Here is a 23369-nt window from a genome sequence, read left to right as displayed (position 1 = left end):
CTATCCGCTTCTTGAGAAGCGCCCCATCATGTAACCTGCACGAAATTTCGCAGAGGGCCAACGTCGTCCCTCGGCACTGCATATGCCACGACGACGACGGGAGAGCCAATGCGTTCCGACGCCTGGTCGCCCATGGACGGTCGCCCCGCCCAGCAGGGGATGTACGACCCCCGTAACGAGCACGACGCCTGCGGTGTCGGGTTCGTGGCCACTCTGACCGGTGTGGCCAGCCATGAGCTGGTCGAGCAGGCGCTGACCGTACTGCGCAATCTCGAACACCGCGGTGCCACCGGATCCGAGCCGGACTCCGGCGACGGCGCCGGGATCCTCCTCCAGGTTCCGGACGCCTTCCTGCGCGAAGAGGCCGCCTTCGACCTCCCCGAGGCCGGCGCCTACGCCGTCGGAATCGCCTTCCTGCCCGCCGACGACTCCACCGAGGCCGTCCGCAAGCTGGAGAAGATCTCCACGGAGGAGGGCCTCAAGGTCCTCGGCTGGCGCCAGGTCCCCGTCACCCCCGGCATCCTCGGCAACGGCGCCCGCACCACCATGCCCGAGTTCCGCCAGCTCTTCGTCGCGGACGGCGAGAACACCGGCATCGCCCTCGACCGCAAGGCCTTCGTGCTGCGCAAGCGCGCCGAGCGGGAGGCCGGGGTGTACTTCCCCTCGCTCTCCGCCCGCACGATCGTCTACAAGGGCATGCTCACCACCGGGCAGCTGGAGCCGTTCTTCCCGGACCTCTCCGACCGCCGCTGCGCCACCGCGGTCGCCCTGGTCCACTCGCGGTTCTCCACCAACACCTTCCCGAGCTGGCCGCTCGCCCACCCGTACCGCTTCGTCGCGCACAACGGCGAGATCAACACGGTCAAGGGCAACCGCAACTGGATGAAGGCCCGCGAGTCCCAGCTCGCGTCCACCCTCTTCGGTACGGAGCAGCTCGACCGGATCTTCCCCGTCTGCACCCCCGACGCCTCCGACTCCGCCTCCTTCGACGAGGTCCTGGAGCTACTCCACCTCGGCGGCCGCTCGCTGCCGCACTCGGTGCTGATGATGGTTCCCGAGGCGTGGGAGAACCACGACTCGATGGACCCGACCCGGCGCGCCTTCTACCAGTACCACTCCACGATGATGGAGCCCTGGGACGGCCCGGCCTGCGTCACCTTCACCGACGGCACCCAGGTCGGCGCGGTCCTGGACCGCAACGGTCTGCGCCCCGGCCGCTACTGGGTCACCGACGACGGTCTCGTCGTGCTCTCCTCCGAGGTGGGTGTCCTGGACATCGACCCCGCGAAGGTCGTCCGCAAGGGCCGCCTCCAGCCCGGCAAGATGTTCCTCGTCGACACCGCCGAGCACCGCATCATCGAGGACGACGAGATCAAGGCGTCCCTCGCCGCCGAGAACCCGTACCAGGAATGGCTGGAGACCGGCGAGATCGAGCTGGAGGACCTCCCAGAGCGGGAGCACATCGTGCACACGCACGCCTCCGTCACCCGCCGCCAGCAGACCTTCGGCTACACCGAGGAAGAGCTCCGCGTCATCCTCGCGCCGATGGCCCGCACCGCGGGCGAGCCGCTCGGCTCCATGGGTACGGACTCGCCGATCGCCGCACTGTCCGAGCGCCCCCGGCTGCTCTTCGACTACTTCACCCAGCTGTTCGCGCAGGTCACCAACCCGCCGCTGGACGCCATCCGCGAGGAGCTCGTCACCTCGCTGCGCTCCACGCTCGGCCCGCAGGGCAACCTGCTGGAGCCGACCGCCGCGTCGTGCCGCAGCGTCACGCTGCCGTTCCCGGTGATCGACAACGACGAGCTCGCCAAGCTGATACACATCAACGCCGACGGCGACATGCCGGGCATGAAGGCCGCCACGCTCTCCGGTCTCTACCGGGTCGGCGGCGGCGGCGAAGCCCTCGCCGCGCGGATCGAGCAGATCTGCGCCGAGGTCGACGCCGCCATAGAGGACGGCGCCCGTCTGGTCGTCCTGTCCGACCGGCACTCCGACGCCGAGCACGCGCCGATCCCGTCGCTGCTGCTCACCTCGGCCGTCCACCACCACCTCATCCGGACCAAGCAGCGCACCCAGGTGGGTCTGCTGGTCGAGGCCGGGGACGTCCGCGAGGTCCACCACGTCGCGCTGCTCATCGGCTACGGAGCCGCCGCGGTCAACCCGTACCTCGCGATGGAGTCCGTCGAGGACCTGGTCCGCGCCGGTACGTTCATCGAGGGCATCGAGCCCGAGAAGGCCATCCGGAACCTGATCTACGCGCTCGGCAAGGGCGTCCTGAAGGTCATGTCCAAGATGGGCATCTCGACGGTCGCCTCCTACCGGGGCGCCCAGGTCTTCGAGGCCGTCGGCCTGGACGAGGAATTCGTCGCCAAGTACTTCAACGGCACCGCCACCAAGATCGGCGGCGCCGGCCTCGAGGTCATCGCCAAGGAGGTCGCCGCCCGGCACGCCAAGGGCTACCCCGCCTCCGGCATCTCCGCCTCGCACCGCGCGCTGGAGATCGGCGGCGAGTACCAGTGGCGCCGCGAGGGCGAGCCGCACCTGTTCGACCCGGAGACGGTCTTCCGCCTCCAGCACGCCACACGCAACAAGCGCTACGACATCTTCAAGAAGTACACGGACCGGGTGAACGAGCAGTCCGAGCGGCTGATGACGCTCCGCGGCCTGTTCGGCTTCACGTCGGACCGCGAGCCGATCTCCATCGACGAGGTCGAGTCCGTCTCCGACATCGTCAAGCGCTTCTCCACCGGCGCCATGTCGTACGGCTCGATCTCCCGCGAGGCGCACGAGACCCTCGCCATCGCCATGAACCAGCTGGGCGGCAAGTCCAACACCGGTGAGGGCGGCGAGGACGCCGACCGGCTCTACGACCCGGCGCGCCGCTCGTCCATCAAGCAGGTCGCCTCCGGCCGCTTCGGTGTGACCAGCGAGTACCTGGTCAACGCGGACGACATCCAGATCAAGATGGCGCAGGGCGCCAAGCCCGGCGAGGGCGGCCAGCTGCCCGGCCACAAGGTCTACCCGTGGGTCGCGAAGACGCGGCACTCCACCCCGGGCGTCGGCCTGATCTCCCCGCCGCCGCACCACGACATCTACTCCATCGAGGACCTGGCTCAGCTGATCCACGACCTCAAGAACGCCAACCCGGCGGCCCGCATCCACGTGAAGCTGGTCTCCGAGGTCGGCGTCGGCACGGTCGCCGCCGGTGTCTCCAAGGCGCACGCGGACGTCGTCCTGATCTCCGGCCACGACGGCGGAACGGGCGCCTCCCCGCTCACCTCCCTGAAGCACGCGGGCGGCCCCTGGGAGCTCGGCCTCGCCGAGACCCAGCAGACCCTGCTGCTCAACGGCCTGCGCGACCGCATCGTCGTGCAGACCGACGGTCAGCTGAAGACCGGCCGCGACGTGATCATCGCCGCGCTGCTGGGCGCCGAGGAGTTCGGTTTCGCGACCGCGCCGCTCGTCGTCTCCGGCTGCGTCATGATGCGCGTCTGTCACCTGGACACCTGCCCGGTCGGCATCGCCACCCAGAACCCGGTCCTGCGCGACCGGTTCTCCGGCAAGGCCGAGTACGTCGTCAACTTCTTCGAGTTCATCGCCCAGGAAGTCCGCGAGATCCTCGCCGAACTCGGCTTCCGTACGATCGAAGAGGCCGTCGGCCACGCCGAGCTGCTCGACACCGACCGTGCGATCAAGCACTGGAAGGCACAGGGCCTCGACCTGAAGCCGCTGTTCCACGTCCCCGAGCTGCCCGAGGGCGCGGTCCGCCACCAGCGGACCGAGCAGGACCACGGTCTCGCCAAGGCCCTCGACAACGAGCTGATCAGGCTCGCCGCCGACGCCCTGAACGCGGACAGCGCCGAGACCGCCCAGCCGGTCCGGGCCCAGGTCGCGATCCGCAATATCAACCGGACCGTCGGCACCATGCTCGGCCACGAGGTGACGAAGAAGTTCGGCGGCACCGGTCTGCCGCAGGACACCATCGACATCACCTTCACCGGCTCCGCGGGCCAGTCCTTCGGCGCGTTCGTACCGAGCGGTGTGACGCTGCGCCTGGAGGGCGACGCCAACGACTACGTCGGCAAGGGCCTCTCCGGCGGCCGGGTCGTCGTCCGCCCGGACCGCGGCGCCGACCACCTCGCCGAGTACTCCACCATCGCGGGCAACACCATCGCCTACGGCGCCACCGGCGGCGAGCTGTTCCTGCGCGGCCGCACCGGTGAGCGGTTCTGCGTCCGCAACTCCGGCGCGACGGTCGTCTCGGAAGGCGTGGGCGACCACGGCTGCGAGTACATGACCGGCGGCCACGCCGTCGTCCTCGGCGAGACCGGACGCAACTTCGCCGCGGGCATGTCGGGCGGTGTCGCCTACGTCATCGACCTGAACCGCGACAACGTCAACGTCGGCAACCTCGGTGCCATCGAGGCCCCCTCCGACACCGACAAGCAGTGGCTGCACGACGTGGTGCGCCGCCACCAGGAGGAGACCGGATCCACGGTCGCCGAGAAGCTGCTTGCCGAGTGGGACACCGCGGTGGCCCGCTTCAGCAAGATCATCCCGTCCACCTACAAGGCAGTGCTCGCCGCCAAGGACGCCGCTGAGCTCGCCGGTCTCTCCGAGCAGGAGACCACCGAGAAGATGATGGAGGCGGCGACCAATGGCTGACCCCAAGGGCTTCCTGACCACCGGGCGCGAGGTCGCCGAGACCCGCCCCGTCGGCGAGCGCGTCAAGGACTGGAACGAGGTCTACGTTCCGGGCTCGCTGCTCCCGATCATCAGCAAGCAGGCCGGCCGCTGCATGGACTGCGGCATCCCGTTCTGCCACAACGGCTGTCCGCTCGGAAACCTCATCCCCGAGTGGAACGACTACGCCTACCGCGAGGACTGGTCGGCCGCGTCCGAGCGCCTGCACGCCACGAACAACTTCCCGGAGTTCACCGGGCGGCTCTGCCCGGCCCCGTGCGAGTCGGCGTGCGTGCTCGGCATCAACCAGCCGGCCGTCACCATCAAGAACGTCGAGGTCTCCATCATCGACAAGGCGTGGGGCAACGGTGACGTCACCCCGCAGCCGCCCGAGCGGCTCTCCGGCAAGACCGTCGCCGTGATCGGCTCGGGTCCGGCCGGTCTCGCCGCCGCCCAGCAGCTGACCCGGGCCGGCCACACCGTCGCCGTCTACGAGCGCGCCGACCGCATCGGAGGCCTTCTCCGGTACGGCATCCCCGAGTTCAAGATGGAGAAGTCGCACATCAACCGCCGCATCGAGCAGATGCGCGCGGAAGGCACCAAGTTCCGCACCGAGACGGAGATCGGCAAGGACATCGACGCCGCCAAGCTCCGCCGCCGGTACGACGCGGTCGTCATCGCCGCGGGTGCCACCGTCTCGCGCGATCTGCCCGTCCCGGGCCGTGAGCTGAACGGCGTGCACTTCGCCATGGAGTACCTGCCGCTGGCCAACAAGGTGCAGGAGGGCGACCTGACGGTCTCCCCGATCACCGCCGAGGGCAAGCACGTCGTCGTGATCGGCGGCGGCGACACCGGCGCCGACTGCGTCGGCACCGCCCACCGCCAGGGCGCGCTCTCCGTCACCCAGCTGGAGATCATGCCCAGGCCGGGCGAGGACCGGAACGCCAACCAGCCCTGGCCGACGTTCCCCATGCTCTACAAGGTCACCTCTGCGCACGAGGAGACCACGTACCTGGCTCAGAAGAGGAAGGGCGCCGATCCGGACGAGGGACCCTCCTGCCCGAAGGCGGGCGAGGAGGGACGGGTCTACTCCGTCTCCACCACCCACTTCGAAGGCGACGAGGACGGCAACGTCCAGGCACTGCACCTGGTCGAGGTGGAGTTCAAGGACGGCAAGCCGGCGCAGAAGCCCGGCACCGAGCGGAGGATCCCCGCACAGCTGGTCACCCTCGCCATGGGCTTCACCGGCACCGACCAGGCCAACGGTCTGGTCCAGCAGTTCGCCCTGGAGCTCGACGAGCGCGGCAACGTCGCGCGCGACGCGGAGTACGCCACCAACGTCGACGGAGTCTTCGTCGCCGGTGACGCCGGCCGCGGCCAGTCCCTCATCGTGTGGGCCATCGCCGAGGGCCGCTCCGCGGCACGCGGGGTGGACCGCTACCTGACCGGAGCCAGCGCCCTGCCGGCCCCGATCCGCCCGACGGACCGTTCACTGATGGTCTGATCACGGCACACAGATGTCCCGCACAACGGCGTGCGGAACTGAACGCGGCGCCTGCCCGTCCCCGACCGGACGATTCGGCAGGCGCCGCGGCGCGTCCGGGACCGGCCGGACCGGCCCCGGCTCAGCCCGTCAGCGCGGACGTCTTGAGCACCACCAGCAGCACCAGCACGGCGAACAGCACCACACCCGCGGCGGCCTGGACCGTCGTACGGCGCTTCGCCGGGGCGTAGGCGTACGCGACGGTGACGAGACCGCCCGTCAGGAGCCCGCCCAAGTGGCCCTGCCACGAGGCGAATCCGGCCGAGATCAGCATCCAGATCAGGAAACCGGCCATGAACCGGTTCACCGCCCGCATGTCGCGGCCCAGACGCCGGTTGATGACGTAGAACGCCGCCCCGAGACCGAAGATCGCACCCGAGGCGCCCACCGTGCCGTCGAACGGCGCGATCAGATAGACCAGCACCGAACTGCCCAGCGCGGACAGCAGATACAGCGCGAGATAACGGGCCCGGCCCAGCTGCTCCTCCACCACCCGGCCCAGGTTCCACAGTGCGTACATGTTGAAGAGGATGTGCAGCACCCCGAACGGCAGCGAACCGAAGGACGATCCGCCCGGCGGGAGATGCAGGAAGGCCCCGGTCAGCAGCCGGTACCACTCACCGCCCACCACACCGATCACATCGAAGCCGGGGAAGCCCCCGGCCTCGTAGACGTAATGGCCTCCGTCCGGGCCGTTCAGCCCCGCACCGAGCATCGCGAACCGGTCGACGATCCCCGGACGGACCAACTCGCCCAGATACGCCGCGATGTTGAGACCCATCAGCACATACGTGACGATCGGCACCGCGCTCCGCGGGACCGCACCGCCGAACACCGTGCGCGCCTGCCGGATCGAGCGCTGCCCCTCCTTCACGCACTCCACGCAGTGGTGGCCGACGGCGGCCTCGCGCATGCATTCGGGGCAGATGAAGCGTTCGCAGCGGGTGCAGCTCACATACGTCTCGTAGGACGGATGGCGATAACAGGTGGTGACCGCGGCCTCCACGGCAGGCTCCTTCACGGGTGAGCGGACACGAGCGGCCGGTGGGGACGGCGGCAGATCAACATAGCGAACACCGCCCGGCCGGGGCATGCCCGGGTGGCTTACGCTCAGGGTTCTGGCACGTCTGACACGCCGAGGATCGGAGAAACAGCATGGCCGGCTCGCCCGCCGCCGCACCAGGTCCGGCCATCAGCCTCCGCAAGATCGAGGAGAGCGCGCCCGCGCTGGTCAGCCTCTACAAGAGCGCCTCGGTCTCGTTGACGAAGCACCGTATGAGCGGCGAGCGTGCCGCGGTCTATCTGGTGCTCGACTACTCCGGCTCCATGCGGGAGTACTACAAGGACGGCAGCGTCCAGGCCCTGGCGGACCGGGTGCTGGGGCTCTCGGCCCATCTGGACGACGATGGCCGCATCCCCCTCGTCCTGTTCTCCACGGAGGTCGACGCCGTCACCGACATCGCCCTGGACGACCACCGCGGCCGGGTCGACGCGATCGTGGCCGGCCTCGGGCACATGGGGAAGACCAGCTACCACCTGGCCATGGACGCCGTCATCGACCACTACCTCGACAGCGGCTCCACCGCGCCCGCGCTGGTCGTCTTCCAGACCGACGGCGGCCCGATCAGCAAGCACGCGGCGGAACGCTATCTCTGCAAGGCGGCGAAACTGCCCCTGTTCTGGCAGTTCATCGGCTTCGGCAACAAGCGGAGCAGCCAGTTCGACTTCCTGCGCAAGCTCGACGAACTGGCCGTACCCGCCAAGCGGGCAGTCGACAACGCGGGCTTCTTCCACGCCGGACTCGACCCGCGCAAGGTCCCGGACGCCGAGCTGTACGACCGGCTCATCGCCGAATTCCCGCAGTGGCTGGCCGCGGCCAGGGCCCAGGGGATCGTCAAGTGACGGCCCGGGTGCTGCGGGCGGCGGACCGTACGGCCACGCCCTGGAAGAACGGTGGGGGAGTCACCCGGGAGATCGCGGCGTACCCCGAGGGCGCGCCGCTGGGCGCCTTCGACTGGCGGGTCAGCCTCGCCGAGGTGTCCGAGGACGGGCCGTTCTCCACGTTCCCCGGCGTCGACCGCACCCTGACCGTGGTCGAGGGCGCCGGCATGGACCTCATGGTGGGCGGTGAGCACCACATCGTCGACGAGCCGTACTGGCCGCACGACTTCCCCGGTGACCTGGAGACCGACGGCACACTGCTCGGCGGCCCGGTCGTGAACCTCAATGTGATGTGCCGCAGGGGGCGGACGAGCGCGGCGGTCGCGGTGGTGCGCGGCACCGTCAGGCTGTCGGCGCCCCCGGGCGGGGCGGTGCTGGCCATCGCGCTGGAGGACGGCGCGGTGCTCGACGGCTCGGACCTCGAACTCGACCGCTACGACGCGCTGTTGAAGCGGGGCGACTCGCCGGAAGTGCTCCGGACCCACGGATGGGCGCTGCTGGTCACCCTGTCGGAGGGATGAGGCGGACGGGCCGGATGAACCGAAGGGTGGACGAGTCGGCGCGGGCCGGGAAATCACGACAGAAGATGTCGGGTTTCCAGGGTTCCATGGACGCATGACATCGAGCTCCTGGGAAGATTTCCGGTCGGCGGAGCCGGCCTTCGCCGACACCGTCCGGACCCGCTTCCAGCTGTACAAGCACCACGTCCTGGCGACCCTGCGCAAGGACGGATCGCCTCGCGTGACCGGGCTGGAGGTGGACTTCCGCTTCGGTGAGATGTGGCTCGGCATGATGCCGAACTCGCGCAAGGCGCTGGACCTGATGCGCGATCCGCGGTTCGCGGTGCAGGCCAACCCCGGACCGGACGCCGAGATGGCCGACGGCGACGTCCGGATCTCCGGCCGCGCGGTGGAGGTGACCGACCCCGCCGTGCTGGCCCGCTTCATCGAGGAGGTGAAGCCGCCGGAACCCTTCCACCTCTTCCGGGCGGAGCTGACCGAGGTGGTACGCACCGGGCTCGAAGGCGGCGACACCATGGTCATCCAGGCATGGCGCCCCGGTCACCCGCTGCGCAGCTTCCGGAGGGGCAACGACGACAGCTCACTGAGCGAAACCACCTGACCCGGGGTGCCGGGCGGCGGGTGCGGCCGGCCCGTCGGCGAGCACCCGCGCCCGGCACGCCCCCGGCGTCCCCCACGCGTCCCGCAGCGGCCGTGCCTTCCGCAGCCACAGCGCCAGGTCCAGCTCCTGCGTGTACCCCACCGCACCGTGCAACTGCAACGCCGCCCCGGCCGCCGCGTACCCCGCCCCGCCCGCCGTCACCTTGGCCGCCGCCACCTGCGCACCGGCGTCCGGCGCGTCCCCGGCGAGCGCGAGCGCCGCTCCGTACAGCAGCGGACGGGCGAACTCCAGCCCGATCAGGGTGTCCGCCAGCCGGTGCTTCACCGCCTGGAAGGAGCCGATGGCCGTACCGAACTGGGTGCGCTGCTTCACGTATTCGACCGTGGTCCGCAGCAGCGCCTCGCCCGTGCCGAGAGCCTGTGCGGCCGTCGCGAACGCCGCCCACCGAGCGGCCCGTACCGCCGCCTCCGGCACCCGGGCCCCCGATGCGAGCAGTTCCCCGCCCGGCCCGGGGCGCCACAGCCGCCGGGCCGGGTCGGACGACACGCTGAGCGCGCCGGGCCCGGGCGCGAGCCGCAGCTCGTCACCGGTCACCGTGAACACCGCGTCCACGGCGTCCGCGTCCAGCGCGTACGGCCCGTACCCGTCCATCCGGAGCGTCGCCGACGCCGCGCCCGACGCCAGCCCGGGCAGCCACTCCTTGGCCACCGGGCCGCCCACGTCCGCCAGCAGCACCGCGGCCGCGACCGTCTCCACCACCGGCCCCGGCACCGCATGGCGCCCCAACTCGGTGAAGGCGACCGCGAGTTCGACCGGCAGCGGGCCGACACCCTCGTACACCTCCGGTACCGCGAGGGCGAAGACGCCCGCTCCCGCCAGCCGCGCCCACAGGTCCATGCCGGGTCCGTGGTCCCCGGCGGCCCAGGCCCGTACCACCGACGGCGTGTCCGAGGCGGTCAGCATCGCATCCAGCGAGCGGGCGAACTCCCGCTGCTCGTCGTCGAGGAGGAAACGCATCAGCGCCGTCCCTTCGGCAGGCCGAGCAGCCGCTCGGCGATGATGTCGCGCTGGATCTCGTTCGTGCCGGCGTAGATGGGGCCCGCGAGGGAGAAGACATACCCCTCGGCCCACTCGGATTCGGCGAGTTCCGCGTCCGGGCCCAGCAGATCGAGTGCGCTCTCGTGCAGCGCGATGTCGTACTCGGACCAGAACACCTTGTTCAGACTGGACTCCGCGCCGATGGTCGCCCCGGCGGCGAAGCGGGACGCGTTGGCGGCGGTGAAGAGCTGATACGCGCGCGCTCCGATCACCGCGTCCGCCACCCGGTCCCGCATCGCCGTGTCCGACGGGTCGCCGTGGGTCCGCCACAGCACGGCCAGCCGGTCGGCGGCGGCCAGGAAACGGCCGGGGGAGCGGAGCGTCAGCCCCCGCTCGTTGCCCGTTGTCGACATGGCGATACGCCAGCCCTGGCCGGGCTCCCCGATGACGTCCTCGTCCGGTACGAACACCTCGTCCAGGAACAGCTCGGCGAAGGCCGGCTTGCCGTCGAGCCGCCCGATGGGCCGGACCGAGACCCCCGGCGCCGACAGGTCGAACATCAGATACGTCAGCCCGTGGTGCGGCTTCGCCGCCCCGGGATCCGTGCGGAAGATGCCGAACGCCCGGTCCGCGAAGGCGGCCCGGGACGACCAGGTCTTCTGCCCCGAGAGCAGCCAGCCGCCGTCCGTGCGCACCGCCCGCGAACGCAGCGAGGCCAGGTCCGAACCCGACTCCGGCTCGGACCACGCCTGCGCCCAGATCACCTCACCGCTCGCCATCGACGGCAGGACCCGGGCCCGCTGCTCGTCCGTGGCGTGGTCGAAGAGCGTCGGGGCGAGGAGGTTGATGCCGTTCTGCGAGACCCGGCCGGGGCCGCCCGCCGCGTAGTACTCCTCCTCGAAGATCAGCCACCGGAAGATGTCGACGCCCCGGCCGCCGTACTCGGCCGGCCAGGAGACGACCGACCAGCGGTCCGCGTACAGCCTCGCCTCCCACTCCCGGTGCGCGGCGAAGCCCGCGGCGGTCTCCAGCGACGGCAGCGGAGCGGCGGGTACGTTGGCCCGCAGCCACCTGCGCGCCTCGGCCCGGAACGCCGCCTCCTGTTCCGTGCACGACAGATCCATCAGCCGTCCGCCTTCTTCTTCATCGCGGCGATGTCCATGCCGCCGAGCGGGTCCGCCGCCGTCTCGGCGTTGTGCGCATGGGCGAGGTGGTGCAGCCCGAAGACGGAGTCCATCCCGGTGTGCATCCCCTGGAGGTCCTCGGCCTGATTGACCGCGCGCTTGGTGAGGGCCAGCCCGAGCCGCGGCATCGCGGCGATCCGCAGCGCCAACTCATGTGTGGAATCGGCGAGTTCGCCGCGTTCCACCACCTTGTTCACCATGCCGACCTCGTACGCCCGGCGGGCGCTCATCCGGTCGCCGGTGTACAGGAACTCCTTCGCGATCCGGGGCGGCATCACCCACGGGTGGGCGAAGTACTCGACACCGGGGATGCCCATCCGCACCACCGGATCGGCGAAGAAGGCGTCCTCGCTCGCCACGATCAGGTCGCAGATCCAGGCGAGCATCAGCCCGCCGGCCACGCACGCGCCCTGGACGGAGGCGATGACCGGCTTCGGCAGCTCGCGCCACCGCCGGCACATGCCCAGATAGACCTCCGACTCGCGGGCGAAGCGGCTCTCCGCGCCGGTCTTGTCGGAGTGGTCCCACCACAGGCCCGCCCTGCGCTCGAAGGGCAGATGCGCGTCGCGCTCGGGCGTGCCGATGTCATGGCCCGCCGAGAAGTGCTCCCCGGCGCCCGCCAGCACGGCCACCTTGACTTCGGAGTCCTCGGCGGCCCGGTAGAACGCGTCGTCCAGGGCGTAGGTCATGGCCGAGTTCTGGGCGTTGCGGTAGCGCGGGCGGTTCAGGGTGATGTACGCGACCGGGCCGCGGCGCTCGTACAGCACCGGGCCGTCCCGGTGGCCGGCGGCGGAGGGGTCATGGGCAGAGGGCATCGGCTCATCCTTCCCTAACAAGTGTTTGGTAGGTTAACGTACGGGCACGAGCACCGTCGAGGATCCGAAGGGCCGGGACCGAGGAGGTACGGGCGTGAGCGCACCGCAGTACGTATCCGGGCACGGGCTGCTGGCCGGCCGCACCGCCGTCGTCACCGCGGCCGCGGGCGCCGGCATCGGCGGCGCCACCGCCCGCCGATTCCTGGAGGAGGGCGCCCGCATCGTCATCGGCGACGCGCACGCCCGCCGGCTGAAGGAGACCGAGCAGGCCTTCGCCGAGGAGTTCGGCGCGGACCGCGTCGCCGCACTGCCCTGCGACGTCACCGACGAGACCCAGGTCCGGGCCCTCTTCGAACTCGCCGAACGGACCCACGGCGGCCTCGACATCGTCGTCAACAACGCCGGACTCGGCGGCACCGCCGAACTCACCGAGATGACCGACGAACAGTGGACCAAGGTCCTCGACGTCACCCTGAACGGCACCTTCCGCTGCACCCGGGCCGCCCTGCGCTCCCTCAAGGCGGCGGGCCGCGGCGGCATCGTCGTCAACAACGCCTCCGTCGTCGGCTGGCGCGCCCAGAGCGGCCAGGCGCACTACGCCGCCGCGAAGGCGGGCGTCATGGCGCTCACCCGGTGCGCCGCGATAGAGGCCGCCGAGTACGGCGTACGCGTCAACGCCGTCGCGCCCAGCCTCGCCATGCACCCGCACCTGGTGAAGGTCACCTCCGCCGAACTGCTCGACGAACTGACCGCGAAGGAGGCCTTCGGCCGGTACGCCGAGCCGTGGGAGGTCGCCAACGTCATCGTCTTCCTCGCCAGCGACTACTCCTCGTACCTGACCGGCGAGGTCGTCTCCGTAAGCAGTCAGCGTGCCTGACCGTGCGACGGCCGGGGCATCCGCGACGGCGGCCGCCGGGCGGAGAATGGTCGGGTGCCTACCAAGAAGAAGCCCCAGGTGACCCCCTCGCCCGAGCGGCGCCGTGAACTGCTCGCCACCGCGGCCGAGGTCTTCGCCGCCCAGGGATACAACGCCACCACCGTCCGCAGGATCGCGGACGAGGCCGGGATGCTCGCGGGCAGCCTCTACTACCACTTCGATTCCAAGGAATCGATGATCGACGAGATCCTCTCGACCTTCCTCACCGAACTCTGGGCGGGGTACGACACGGTGCTCGCCGCCGGGCTGCCCCCCAGGCAGACCATCGAGGCGCTCGTCACCGAGTCCTTCCGGGAGATCGACCGGCACCGTGCCGCGGTCGCCATCTACCAGAAGGAGTCCAGGCATCTGGCCGCGCAGCCGCGCTTCCAGTACCTCGCCGACTCCCAGCAGAAGTTCGAGAAGGCCTGGCTCGGCACGCTGGAACGCGGCGTCGCCGACCACAGCTTCCGCGCCGACCTCGACATCCGCCTCACCTACCGCTTCGTCCGCGACACCGTCTGGGTCGCCGCGTCCTGGTACCGGCCGGGCGGACTGCACAGCCCCGAGGAGATCGCCCGCCAGTACCTCTCGATGGTCCTGGACGGCATCGCCCTCGACACCTGACCCCACCCGCGCTCACCAAGGAGCAGCAGTCATGGCCGAGGCATACATAGTCGAAGCGGTACGCACCCCGGTCGGCCGACGCGGGGGCGGCCTCGGCGCCGTCCACCCCGCCGACCTCGGCGCCCATGTCCTCAAGGCCCTCGTCGAACGGACCGGGATCGATCCGGCCGCCGTGGAGGACGTGGTCTTCGGCTGCCTCGACACCGTCGGACCGCAGGCCGGTGACATCGCCCGCACCTGCTGGCTGGCGGCCGGACTGCCCGAGGAGGTCCCCGGCGTGACCATCGACCGGCAGTGCGGCTCCTCCCAGCAGGCCCTGCACTTCGCCGCCCAGGGCGTCCTCTCCGGCACCCAGGACCTGGTCGTCGCGGGCGGCACCCAGTCCATGACGCAGATCCCCATCGCCTTCGCCTCCCGCCAGGCCGCCGAACCCCTCGGGCTGACGCAGGGCCCGTACGCGGGCAGCGAAGGCTGGCACGCCCGGTACGGCGACGCACCGGTCAACCAGTTCCACGGCGCCCAACTGATCGCCGAGAAGTGGGGCATCGGCCGCCTGGACATGGAGGAGTTCGCGCTCCGCTCCCACCGGCGCGCGATCCGCGCCATCGACGAGGGCCGCTTCGCCCGCGAGACCGTCGCCCTCGGCGACGTCACCACCGACGAGGGGCCGCGCCGCGACACCACCCTGGAGAAGATGGCGGCGCTGAAGCCGGTCCTGGACGGCGGCACGATCACCGCCGCGTGCTCCTCGCAGATCTCCGACGGCGCCGCCGCCGTGCTCATCGCCTCCGAGCGCGCCGTGGCCGAGCACGGCCTCACCCCGCGCGCCCGCGTCCACCACCTCTCGGTACGCGGCGAGGACCCGATCCGCATGCTGTCGGCACCCATCCCGGCCACCGTGTACGCGCTCGAGAAAGCCGGAATGACCATTGACGACATCGACCTGGTCGAGATCAACGAGGCATTCGCCCCCGTCGTCCTGGCCTGGCTGAAGGAGACCGGGGCCGACCCCGACCGGGTCAACGTCAACGGCGGCGGGATCGCCCTCGGTCACCCGCTCGGCGCAACCGGAGCGAAATTGATGACGACACTCCTGCACGAACTGGAACGCACCGGCGGCCGCTACGGGCTGCAGACCATGTGCGAGGGCGGCGGCCAGGCGAACGTGACGATCATCGAACGGCTCTGAGCGCCGATCCGTCCCGAACCACGGCCGCCGGGCCGCTCCGACACCCGTCGCGACAAGGATTCCGGCGGCCTTTCGAACCCCTCCCGGCCAGTTACCGCAAGGGCCCGGGCCAAAGACCGCCGACCGGCCGCGCGGCGTGTTCCCACCGCGGACCGACGGAACGTGCTACGGTTGCCGAGTTGCAGTTTTGGTACCCATGAACTTTATGTGCGCCTGACGGGAATGCTTCCTCAGGCGCATTATTGTTTTCCGGCTTTCTCCGGATGGGGCTCAATGCGGCGACTTGAAATTCGTAAAGTGCGGATTTCCGGCACTGCACCTCTTTTAGGAGAATGACATGGCTACTGGAACCGTGAAGTGGTTCAACTCGGAAAAGGGCTTCGGCTTCATCGAGCAGGACGGCGGCGGCGCCGACGTCTTCGCCCACTACTCCAACATCGCCACCTCGGGCTTCCGTGAGCTCCAGGAGGGCCAGAAGGTCTCCTTCGACGTCACGCAGGGCCAGAAGGGCCCGCAGGCGGAGAACATCGTCCCGGCCTAATTGCCGGACGCGTACCTCGCAGCCGGGGCCCGCACCGTGAAGGTGCGGGTCCCGGTTTGTGCTGTCCCCGGGACATGCCGGAACAAGCGCGCCCGCCCACGGCGCCCCGGCAGCCCACCGCAGTTCCCCGCAGTCCCACGCAGTTCTCAGGAATCCCCAGGACTCCTCAGGAATCCCCCAGGAGGGCAATTCCGTATGACCCGCTCCGAACGCCAGGACCGACCCGCCCGCAACCGCCCGTCGAGGGGGCGCGGCACGGCCCCGGCAAAGGCAACCGCTAAGGGTTCCGGCAAGGGATCCGGCAAGGCGTCGCCCCGTCGCAGGGCCACGCCGCCGCAGGGCGAATTCGCCCTGCCGGAAACCATGACCCCCGCACTGCCCGCCGTAGAGGCGTTCGCCGAGCTGGACATGCCCGCAGCCCTGCTGAAGACCCTTGCCGCGCAGGGCGTCACCGATCCGTTCCCGATCCAGGGCGCCACCCTGCCGAACTCGCTCGCCGGCCGGGACATCCTCGGCCGCGGCCGCACCGGCTCCGGCAAGACCCTCGCCTTCGGCCTCGCCCTGCTGGCCCGCACCGCCGGACGGCGCGCCGAGCCGAAGGCGCCGCTGGCGCTCGTCCTCGTCCCGACCCGCGAGCTCGCCCAGCAGGTCACCGACGCGCTGACGCCGTACGCGACGTCCGTGAACCTGCGCCTGGCCACCGTCGTCGGCGGCATGTCGATCACCAAGCAGTCCGGCACGCTCCGCCGCGGCGCCGAGGTGCTCGTCGCCACGCCCGGACGGCTGAAGGACCTCATCGAGCGCGGCGACTGCCGCCTCGACCAGGTCGCCATCACCGTCCTCGACGAGGCCGACCAGATGGCCGACATGGGCTTCATGCCGCAGGTCGTCGCCCTGCTCAAGCAGGTCGAGCCGGACGGCCAGCGGATGCTGTTCTCCGCGACGCTCGACAAGAACATCGACCGGCTGGTCAAGATGTTCCTGACCGACCCCGTCGTGCACTCGGTCGATCCGTCCGCCGGCGCCGTCACCACCATGGAGCACCACGTGCTCCATGTGATCGACGAGACCGACAAGAAGGCCGTCGCCACGAAGATCGCCGCCCGCGACGGCCGGGTGATCATGTTCGTCGACACCAAGCGTGCCGCCGACCGGTTCGCCAAGCGGCTGCTCGCCAGCGGCGTACGGGCCGCCGCCCTGCACGGCGGGCGCTCGCAGCCGCAGCGCAACCGGACCCTGGACCAGTTCAAGAACGGCCAGGTCACCGCGCTCGTGGCGACGAACGTGGCGGCTCGCGGCATCCACGTCGACGACCTCGACCTGGTCGTGAACGTGGACCCGCCGACCGACCACAAGGACTACCTCCACCGCGGCGGGCGCACCGCGCGCGCCGGGGAGTCCGGCAGCGTCGTCACCCTGGTGCTGCCCGAGGAGAAGCGGGACATGACCCGGCTGATGGCCGACGCGGGCATCGCCCCGAAGACCACCCGGATCAAGTCCAGCGACGAGGAGCTCACCCGGATCACCGGGGCCCGTGAGCCGTCCGGTGTCGCGATCGTCGTCGAGGTCCCGCAGCCGACCCCGCCGAAGCAGCGCACGCGGTCGGGCGGGGCCGCGGCGGGCGGCACCGGCTTCCGCTCGGGCAGCCGCGGCCGGGGCCGTCGCGGTGGTGCCGGACAGGGCGGCGGCGAGGCCCGCGGCACGGGCGGCGCCTCCCGCACCGCGGGTACGGGCGGCGCTGCCCGCAGCGCGGGCTCGGGCGGCGGCCGTGGCAACGGCGAGTCGCGCGGAGCCGGTGCCGGGCGCTCCGGAGCCGGACGCGGCGGCGCGGCGGTGGGACGCGGCCGCAGGGCCGCGTAGCCGTACGCACCGACACGCGGCGAGGGTCTTTCGTTTGGATCAGGCCTGATCCAAACGAGAGGCCCCGGGGGCGCCCGGAGAGATCAGGGCGCCCCTCGCCTGTCCGCACCCGCAGCTACACCTCCGCGCCCATGGCGCGCGTCACCGCGCCCAGCGCCTCATGGGCCTCGGCCATCACCCGTTCCACCAGCTCCGCGCAGCTGGGCAGATCCTCGATCAGGCCCGCCACCTGGCCCGATGCCATCACCCCCAGATCCGTCCGGCCGTCGACCATGGACGCCTTCAGGAGCATCGGTGTGTTGGCCGCCAGCAGGACCTGGCTCCACGACAGGTCCTTGCCGTGCTTCATCGCGAGACCGTCACGCACCATCCGGGACCAGCCCGTCCCGGAGATCCGCCGGAAGCCCGCCGCCCGGCGCACCGCCCGGGTCAACGCCCGGACCCGGCCCGCGTTCTCCAGCGCGGCGACCATCTCCGTACGCAGCATCCGGTGCGGGAGCCCGTCCACCGCCCTGGTGACCGTGATGTCCTTGACGCCCGCCGCCAGATACCGGGCCTTCACCGCGTCCGGCACGGTCGAGTCCGACGTCAGCAGGAACCGGGTACCCATCGCGATGCCCGCCGCCCCGTACGCCAGCGCCGCGACCAGGCCCCGGCCGTCGTGGAAGCCGCCCGCCGCGACCACCGGGATGTCCACGGCGTCGACCACCTGGGGCAGCAGCACGCTGGTCGCCACCTCGCCGGTGTGCCCGCCGCCTTCGCCGCCCTGCACGATCACCGCGTCCGCGCCCCATGCCGCGACCTTCTCGGCGTGACGCCTGGCGCCGACCGACGGGATCACGACCACACCCGCGTCCTTCAGCTCGGCGATGAGCTCCTTCGAGGGGGCCAGCGCGAAGGACGCGACCTTCACCCCCTCGTCGACGATGATCCGTACCCGCTCGCGCGCGTCGCCCGCGTCGGCGCGCAGATTGACGCCGAACGGCTCGTCCGTACGGGACCTGACCTCCCGCACCGCTGCCCGCAGCTGCTGGGTGGTCATCGTCGCGGAGGCCAGGATGCCGAGTGCGCCCGCCCGGGCCGTGGCGGAGACCAGACGGGGGCCCGCGACCCAGCCCATGCCGGTCTGGACGATGGGGTGGCGGATGCCGACGAGGTCCGTGAGCGCCGTCCGCATCAGACCCTGACCTCGCGGTTCAGGGTGCCCCGCGGGTCGATGACCTCGCGGATCAGGGACAGTTCCTCGGCGGTCGGCTCCCGGGTGCACGGGACGTCGTCCGCGACCGTGAGCGCGAAACCGGTGGCCTCGCGGACCTGGTCGACGGTGACGCCGGGGTGCAGCGAGGCCAGGCGCATCGAACGGTCCGGGGTCGCGAAGTCGAGGACGCAGAGATCGGTCACGACGCGCGGGATGCGGTGGTAGCGGGTCGCCGACGGACCGGCCGCCGCGGCACTGTCGTAACCGACCCCGCAGATCATGTCGACGCGCTCGACGAAGACCCGGGGGGAGTGCCTGGGAACCCAGTAACTGACCGGGTTGTTCAGGGTGTTGACCGGGGCGCCGCGCACGCCGAGCAGCTGGCGGGACGGCTGTTCCCAGTCACCGATGCAGGAGATGTTCTGGTTGCCGAACCGGTCGATCTGGCTCGCGCCCATCATCACGTGACGCCTGCCGCCGGTGACCATGGTGAGGTGATGACGGTAGGGCAGCCAGCCCTCCGTCGTACCGTCCGGGCCGACGAGCAGCGCCTCGCCGTCGGTGAGCAGCAGATCGGGCGAGAAGGTGCGCCTGGCGAGCCGGGCGCCGACGGACGGGACGATGCCCATGGGGCTGGCGAGCACCTCGCCGTTGTCGCGCCAGGCCTCGGCGCAGGCGATCACGCAGTACTCGGCCCGGGTGGCCGCGGTCGTGTTCACGGTCGGGTTCTCCGTGGTCATTTCTGCTCCTCGTGCCAGGTCCGGACGGCCGACTGGTAGCTCTTCTCGTCGCCCCCGGCGGGCAGGAAGCGCTCGCTGAAGGCGGCCCAGGCGTCGGGGTCGGCGGCGGCGGTCGCGTACGCCTTCTGGAACGCCTCGTCGCGCGGGTGGTCGGGCACGCAGGAGGTGAAGTGCGCGCCGTTCGGGGTCTCGACGACACCGGTGACGGAGTGCCGTTTGACGAGGAGGGTCTGCGGGGCGGCGTTCCCGGTCAGCTCGGCCGTCTCCACGAGGCGTTCGCAGGACACGTACGCGGTGTCCGCGGCCTCGCAGAAGAGGTCGTCGAAGTACGGGTCGGGGCCGAGGTACTGGCCGTTGCCGAACCGGTCGGCGCGGTTCATGTGGACCAGCGCGGCGTCCATCCGCAGTGCGGGCATCGCGACGAACTCCTCGCCGTCCGCGTACGGCGAAACGACCGTGCGCAGGCCCGGGTTGACCCGCATCACGTCGGAGCCGATCCCGGCGCGCACGGGGAGGAACGGCAGCCGGTTCGCGGCGGCGTGCAGCCCCCACATGAACATGGCCTCGTCGATCTCCATCAGTTCGAACGCGCCGCGCTGGCGGGCCGCCCTGAAGTGGGGTTCGAGCGGGATCGAGTCGAGGGTGGCGAACGCCGCGACCAGTTTCCGGATCCTGCCGGCTGCGGCGAGCAGACCCACGTCGGGGCCGCCGTACGAGACCACGGTGAGATCGGTGATCCCGGAGCGGAGCAGTGCCCGCACCAGCGCCATGGGTTTGCGGCGTGAGCCCCAGCCGCCGATGCCGATCGTCATCCCGCTGCTGAGCCGGGAGACGACGTCGTCGGCCGTCATGGTCTTGTCGGTCATGGTCATGCCTCAGGCCTCCTTGCCGAACGTTTCGCGGACGCGGCCGGCGACGCCGCTGAGGTTGGCCTCGAAGGTGAAGCCCTGCTCGAAGCGGTAGCTGCGGCGTACGTCCACCGGGTCGATGCCGTTGATGGCGGCCTTGGCCAGCCGGATCAGATACCCGTCCTTGCGGGCTATCTCGCCCGCCAGCTCCAGTGCCGCACCGAGGAGTTCATCGCGCGGTACGACCTTCCAGACCGAGCCGTGGGCGTGCAGTTCGGCGGCGGTGGCGGTGCGCGAGGTGTAGTAGAGCGCGCGCATCAGATGCTGGGGCACCAGCCGGGCCAGATGGGTCGCCGCGCCGAGCGCGCCCCGGTCCAGTTCGGGCAGGCCGAACGTGGCGTCGTCGCTCGCCACGATCGCGTCCGCGTTGCCGACGAGGCCGATGCCGCCGCCGAGGCAGAAGCCGTTCACCGCGGCGACGACCGGGACCTCGCACTCGTACACGGCGGCGAACGCCTCGTAGCAGCCGCGGTTGGCGCCGATCAGGGTGTCGTGCCCGGTGTCGCGCTGCATCTCCTTGATGTCGACGCCCGCGTTGAATCCGCGTCCGGCGGCGGCCAGCACCACACAGCGGACCTCGGGATCGCGGCCCGCCGCGCGGAGTGCGTCGGCGAGGTCGTACCAGCCCTGCACGGGCAGAGCGTTGACGGGTGGCTGGTCGACCGTGACGAGTCGGATGCCCTTGCCGGGACTTGCGGTGGAGACACCCATGAGCGAATCAGCTACCTTCCCACCAAACATTTGTTAGGTGTGGAAGGTAGCAGCCTGCCCCCGCATCGCCAACAAGGAGGCGAGTGATGACTGGTCTGTGCGACGGCCGCGTGGTGATCGTGACGGGTGCGGGGCGCGGGCTCGGCCGGGCCCATGCGCTCGCCTTCGCCGCCGAGGGTGCGAAGGTGGTCGTCAACGATCTGGGGGTCGGCCCCGGCGGCGACGGCGGCTCGTCCGGACCGGCCCGGCAGGTGGTCGACGAGATCGTGGCGGCGGGTGGCGAGGCGGTCGCCCACGGGGGCGACATCGCCACGACCGAAGGGGCGGTTTCACTGGTCGCGGCCGCGCTGGAGACCTTCGGACGGCTGGACACGCTGGTCAACAACGCGGGATTCCTGCGCGACCGGATGCTGGTGAATCTGGACGAGGACGACTGGGACGCCGTGATGCGGGTCCATCTCAAGGGCCACTTCCTGCCGTTGAAGCATGCGTCCGCGTACTGGCGGGCCGAGGTGAAGGCGGGCCGCGCTCCGGCGGCCCGGGTGATCAACACCGGTTCCGGCGCGGGGCTGCTCGGCAGCGTCGGCCAGGGCAACTACTCCGCCGCGAAGGCCGGGATCGTCGGCCTCACGCTGGTCGCCGCCGCGGAAATGGGCCGGTACGGGGTCCAGGTCAACGCGATCGCCCCGGCGGCCCGGACCCGGATGACCGAGCAGACGTTCGCGCAGGCGATGGCGGCACCGGGGGAGGGGGAGTTCGACGCGATGGCCCCCGAGAACGTGTCCCCGCTGGTGGTGTGGCTCGGCTCGGCCGCGAGCGACGGGGTGACCGGGCGGGTCTTCGAGGTGGAGGCCGGCCGGATCACGGTCATGGAGGGCTGGCGCCCGGGTCCTTCCGTGGACCGCAGGGCCCGGTGGGCGCCGGCGGAGGCGGGGGAGGCGGCACGGAAGCTGCTGTCGGAGGCGGAGCCGGCGCAGCCGGTGTACGGGGCGGAGTAGGGCCTGTCCGGCCCTGATCCGCCGGACGGGCCCCGGCGGTACGCCGAGTGGGGGCGGCTTCGCGGACTTCGGCCCGGCCGGTGTCACTCCGCCCGCGGGCCCGGGAGATGGCGCCGCACCTTGTTGCTGGGGTCGGCCCCCAGCCGGTCGGCTCTCCGGCCCACTTCCCGCGGGTCCAGAATGCTCAGGGCCCGCCAGGCCTCGGCGCGTACGCGGGCCTTGGGGTGGGCCGTGAAGTCCAGGATCCGAGGCACGTCGCACGCGCTGCCCAGGTCGGCCAGCCCGCCGAGCGCGCCGATGGCGGTCGCGGCCGGGACGGAAGCCGGTGCCAGGGCGTCGCGATACACCTGCGGCGCGAGATCCGTGTGCCCGCGGGCGTACAGCGTGGCGCGGGCGTGGTAGCGGATCCGGGCGTCCGGGTCGAGCACGGCCCGCCGCACCTGTGCCTCGCCCTGCGGGCTGCGGGCCCTGGCCCGCAGGGCCCGCAGGCGTATGCGGGGGCTGCTGCTGCCTTCGAGGAGCGGAAGCAGTGCGTCCTGCTCGGCCGGTGTCAGCCGCGAGGACGTGGCGGTGCGGGCTGCCCACTGCCACAGGGCGGGGTCCCGGGTCGTGAAGGCGGTCCCGACGGCCGTGACCGGATCGGTCCGGGCGAGCCACCGCAGACAACTCCCGCGCATCAGGGGGTCGTCCGACCGGGCACCCCGCCACAGCGCGTCCGTCCCGGCGCGGTGGAGAAGGTCCTCCACCGCGGTCAGTACCCGGCCGGGCCTGCGGCGTCCGCGCAGACCGTCGATGAGGGGGAGAAGCTGGACGAGGAGCTCCACGTGTTCGGGACCCAGCCGTGCGGCCACCGCGCCCTGCGCGAGAACCCGCACCTCCTCGACCGGATCGTTCAGCCGCAGCAGGAGGAAGGGCACCGCGAAGGGGTCCGCGGTGCCGGCGAGGCGTGCGACGCCCGCCTCCCGCAGATATCCCGACCGGTCGAACGACATCAGGGCCGCCACGGCCGTGCCGTGCCGCTCGGCCGTCGCGTCGTCGGGCGCCTGATCACCGGGCAGGGCACCGTGATCGACTGCGCCGAGACTGTAGTGCCGGCTTCGGTAGCCCGATTCGAGCCGGATCAGTTCGTGCGGAGTCACCCTTCGGAGCACATCGTCGAGACGACGCGCCGCCAGGGCGGGCTCCTCGTCCCACGAGAGGATCACGCGGACGACGTCGTCCAGAAGCCACGCCCAACCGACCCCGGAGACTGTCATCCCGTCCTCCCCCGCACGCCCGTGGCTGTTCCCGGTCCGCCCCGAAGGTTACGCGGCCGTCGGCACCGCCGGACGGGCCGTACGGCGGAGGAACCC

The 23369-nt window shown here is 71.2% G+C and carries 20 protein-coding genes; 11 read left to right on the top strand and 9 right to left on the bottom strand.

The genetic code is table 11. From position 1 onward, the window contains the following. Window positions 1-108: 108 nt before the first annotated feature. Window positions 109-4668 (top strand): glutamate synthase large subunit, encoded by a 4560-nt coding sequence (gene gltB, locus OG978_RS11065; RefSeq protein WP_326765037.1) that lies wholly within the window; start codon window positions 109-111, stop codon window positions 4666-4668. Further along, complete coding sequence (locus OG978_RS11060) at window positions 4661-6190, top strand: glutamate synthase subunit beta (protein ID WP_326765036.1); 1530 nt, start codon at window positions 4661-4663, stop codon at window positions 6188-6190. Before gltB ends, OG978_RS11060 begins: the two co-directional genes overlap by 8 nt. A gap of 121 nt (window positions 6191-6311) precedes the next feature. On the opposite strand, the gene OG978_RS11055 is transcribed toward OG978_RS11060, so the two are convergent. Then, window positions 6312-7235 (bottom strand): rhomboid family intramembrane serine protease, encoded by a 924-nt coding sequence (locus OG978_RS11055; protein WP_326765035.1) that lies wholly within the window; start codon window positions 7233-7235, stop codon window positions 6312-6314. 149 nt (window positions 7236-7384) lie between these two features. Here OG978_RS11055 and OG978_RS11050 point away from each other — a divergent pair, with 149 nt between their 5' ends. The 3 genes from OG978_RS11050 (at window position 7385) to OG978_RS11040 (ending at window position 9292) form a co-directional block, all read left to right on the top strand. Next, window positions 7385-8131: a vWA domain-containing protein gene (locus OG978_RS11050; protein WP_326765034.1), complete on the top strand. Its 747-nt coding sequence runs from the start codon at window positions 7385-7387 to the stop codon at window positions 8129-8131. Continuing rightward, entirely contained in the window at window positions 8128-8691 is a 564-nt protein-coding gene (locus OG978_RS11045; protein ID WP_326765033.1) for a HutD/Ves family protein, read from the top strand. Before OG978_RS11050 ends, OG978_RS11045 begins: the two co-directional genes overlap by 4 nt. 94 nt (window positions 8692-8785) lie before the next feature. Next, window positions 8786-9292, top strand: coding sequence for a pyridoxamine 5'-phosphate oxidase family protein (locus tag OG978_RS11040; RefSeq protein ID WP_326765032.1), 507 nt, complete (start codon window positions 8786-8788; stop codon window positions 9290-9292). On the opposite strand, the gene OG978_RS11035 is transcribed toward OG978_RS11040, so the two are convergent. Genes OG978_RS11035 through OG978_RS11025 form a run of 3 tightly spaced genes read right to left on the bottom strand, consistent with a single transcriptional unit; the run spans window position 9272 to window position 12329 of the window. Beyond that, window positions 9272-10309: an acyl-CoA dehydrogenase family protein gene (locus OG978_RS11035; RefSeq protein ID WP_326765031.1), complete on the bottom strand. Its 1038-nt coding sequence runs from the start codon at window positions 10307-10309 to the stop codon at window positions 9272-9274. The genes OG978_RS11040 and OG978_RS11035 overlap by 21 nt on opposite strands. Continuing rightward, window positions 10309-11454 (bottom strand): acyl-CoA dehydrogenase family protein, encoded by a 1146-nt coding sequence (locus OG978_RS11030; protein ID WP_326765030.1) that lies wholly within the window; start codon window positions 11452-11454, stop codon window positions 10309-10311. Before OG978_RS11030 ends, OG978_RS11035 begins: the two co-directional genes overlap by 1 nt. After that, window positions 11454-12329: an enoyl-CoA hydratase gene (locus OG978_RS11025; RefSeq protein ID WP_326765029.1), complete on the bottom strand. Its 876-nt coding sequence runs from the start codon at window positions 12327-12329 to the stop codon at window positions 11454-11456. The genes OG978_RS11030 and OG978_RS11025 overlap by 1 nt, the downstream gene beginning before the upstream one ends. A gap of 94 nt (window positions 12330-12423) precedes the next feature. Here OG978_RS11025 and OG978_RS11020 point away from each other — a divergent pair, with 94 nt between their 5' ends. The 5 genes from OG978_RS11020 (at window position 12424) to OG978_RS11000 (ending at window position 17462) form a co-directional block, all read left to right on the top strand. Further along, window positions 12424-13206: an SDR family oxidoreductase gene (locus OG978_RS11020; protein WP_326765028.1), complete on the top strand. Its 783-nt coding sequence runs from the start codon at window positions 12424-12426 to the stop codon at window positions 13204-13206. 54 nt (window positions 13207-13260) lie between these two features. Next, window positions 13261-13872: a TetR/AcrR family transcriptional regulator gene (locus OG978_RS11015; RefSeq protein ID WP_326765027.1), complete on the top strand. Its 612-nt coding sequence runs from the start codon at window positions 13261-13263 to the stop codon at window positions 13870-13872. 31 nt (window positions 13873-13903) lie between these two features. Further along, complete coding sequence (locus OG978_RS11010; RefSeq protein ID WP_326765026.1) at window positions 13904-15061, top strand: acetyl-CoA C-acetyltransferase; 1158 nt, start codon at window positions 13904-13906, stop codon at window positions 15059-15061. Between the two features lie 337 nt (window positions 15062-15398). Then, entirely contained in the window at window positions 15399-15602 is a 204-nt protein-coding gene (locus OG978_RS11005; protein WP_003969786.1) for a cold-shock protein, read from the top strand. Window positions 15603-15797: 195 nt separating this feature from the next. Continuing rightward, entirely contained in the window at window positions 15798-17462 is a 1665-nt protein-coding gene (locus OG978_RS11000; protein ID WP_326765025.1) for a DEAD/DEAH box helicase, read from the top strand. Between the two features lie 115 nt (window positions 17463-17577). Here OG978_RS11000 and OG978_RS10995 read toward each other — a convergent pair whose 3' ends face one another. The 4 genes from OG978_RS10995 to OG978_RS10980 are packed head-to-tail and all read right to left on the bottom strand — an operon-like array spanning window position 17578 to window position 21019. Next, window positions 17578-18639: an NAD(P)H-dependent flavin oxidoreductase gene (locus OG978_RS10995; RefSeq protein ID WP_326765024.1), complete on the bottom strand. Its 1062-nt coding sequence runs from the start codon at window positions 18637-18639 to the stop codon at window positions 17578-17580. Beyond that, window positions 18639-19400, bottom strand: coding sequence for a CoA-transferase subunit beta (locus OG978_RS10990; protein WP_326765023.1), 762 nt, complete (start codon window positions 19398-19400; stop codon window positions 18639-18641). Before OG978_RS10990 ends, OG978_RS10995 begins: the two co-directional genes overlap by 1 nt. Further along, window positions 19397-20266: a CoA transferase subunit A gene (locus OG978_RS10985; RefSeq protein ID WP_326769992.1), complete on the bottom strand. Its 870-nt coding sequence runs from the start codon at window positions 20264-20266 to the stop codon at window positions 19397-19399. The genes OG978_RS10990 and OG978_RS10985 overlap by 4 nt, the downstream gene beginning before the upstream one ends. A gap of 9 nt (window positions 20267-20275) precedes the next feature. Further along, window positions 20276-21019, bottom strand: coding sequence for an enoyl-CoA hydratase family protein (locus OG978_RS10980; protein WP_326765022.1), 744 nt, complete (start codon window positions 21017-21019; stop codon window positions 20276-20278). Between the two features lie 86 nt (window positions 21020-21105). Here OG978_RS10980 and OG978_RS10975 point away from each other — a divergent pair, with 86 nt between their 5' ends. Continuing rightward, entirely contained in the window at window positions 21106-22017 is a 912-nt protein-coding gene (locus tag OG978_RS10975; RefSeq protein ID WP_326765021.1) for an SDR family oxidoreductase, read from the top strand. Window positions 22018-22100: 83 nt separating this feature from the next. Here the strand turns inward: OG978_RS10975 and OG978_RS10970 are convergent, their stop codons facing one another. After that, window positions 22101-23273: a hypothetical protein gene (locus OG978_RS10970; protein WP_326765020.1), complete on the bottom strand. Its 1173-nt coding sequence runs from the start codon at window positions 23271-23273 to the stop codon at window positions 22101-22103. Between the last annotated feature and the right edge of the window lie 96 nt (window positions 23274-23369).

Source organism: Streptomyces sp. NBC_01591 (assembly GCF_035918155.1).
Classification (GTDB): Bacteria; Actinomycetota; Actinomycetes; order Streptomycetales; family Streptomycetaceae; genus Streptomyces.
Note: the sequence above shows the minus strand (reverse complement) of the source record. Positions and strands in the feature narration are given on the sequence as shown.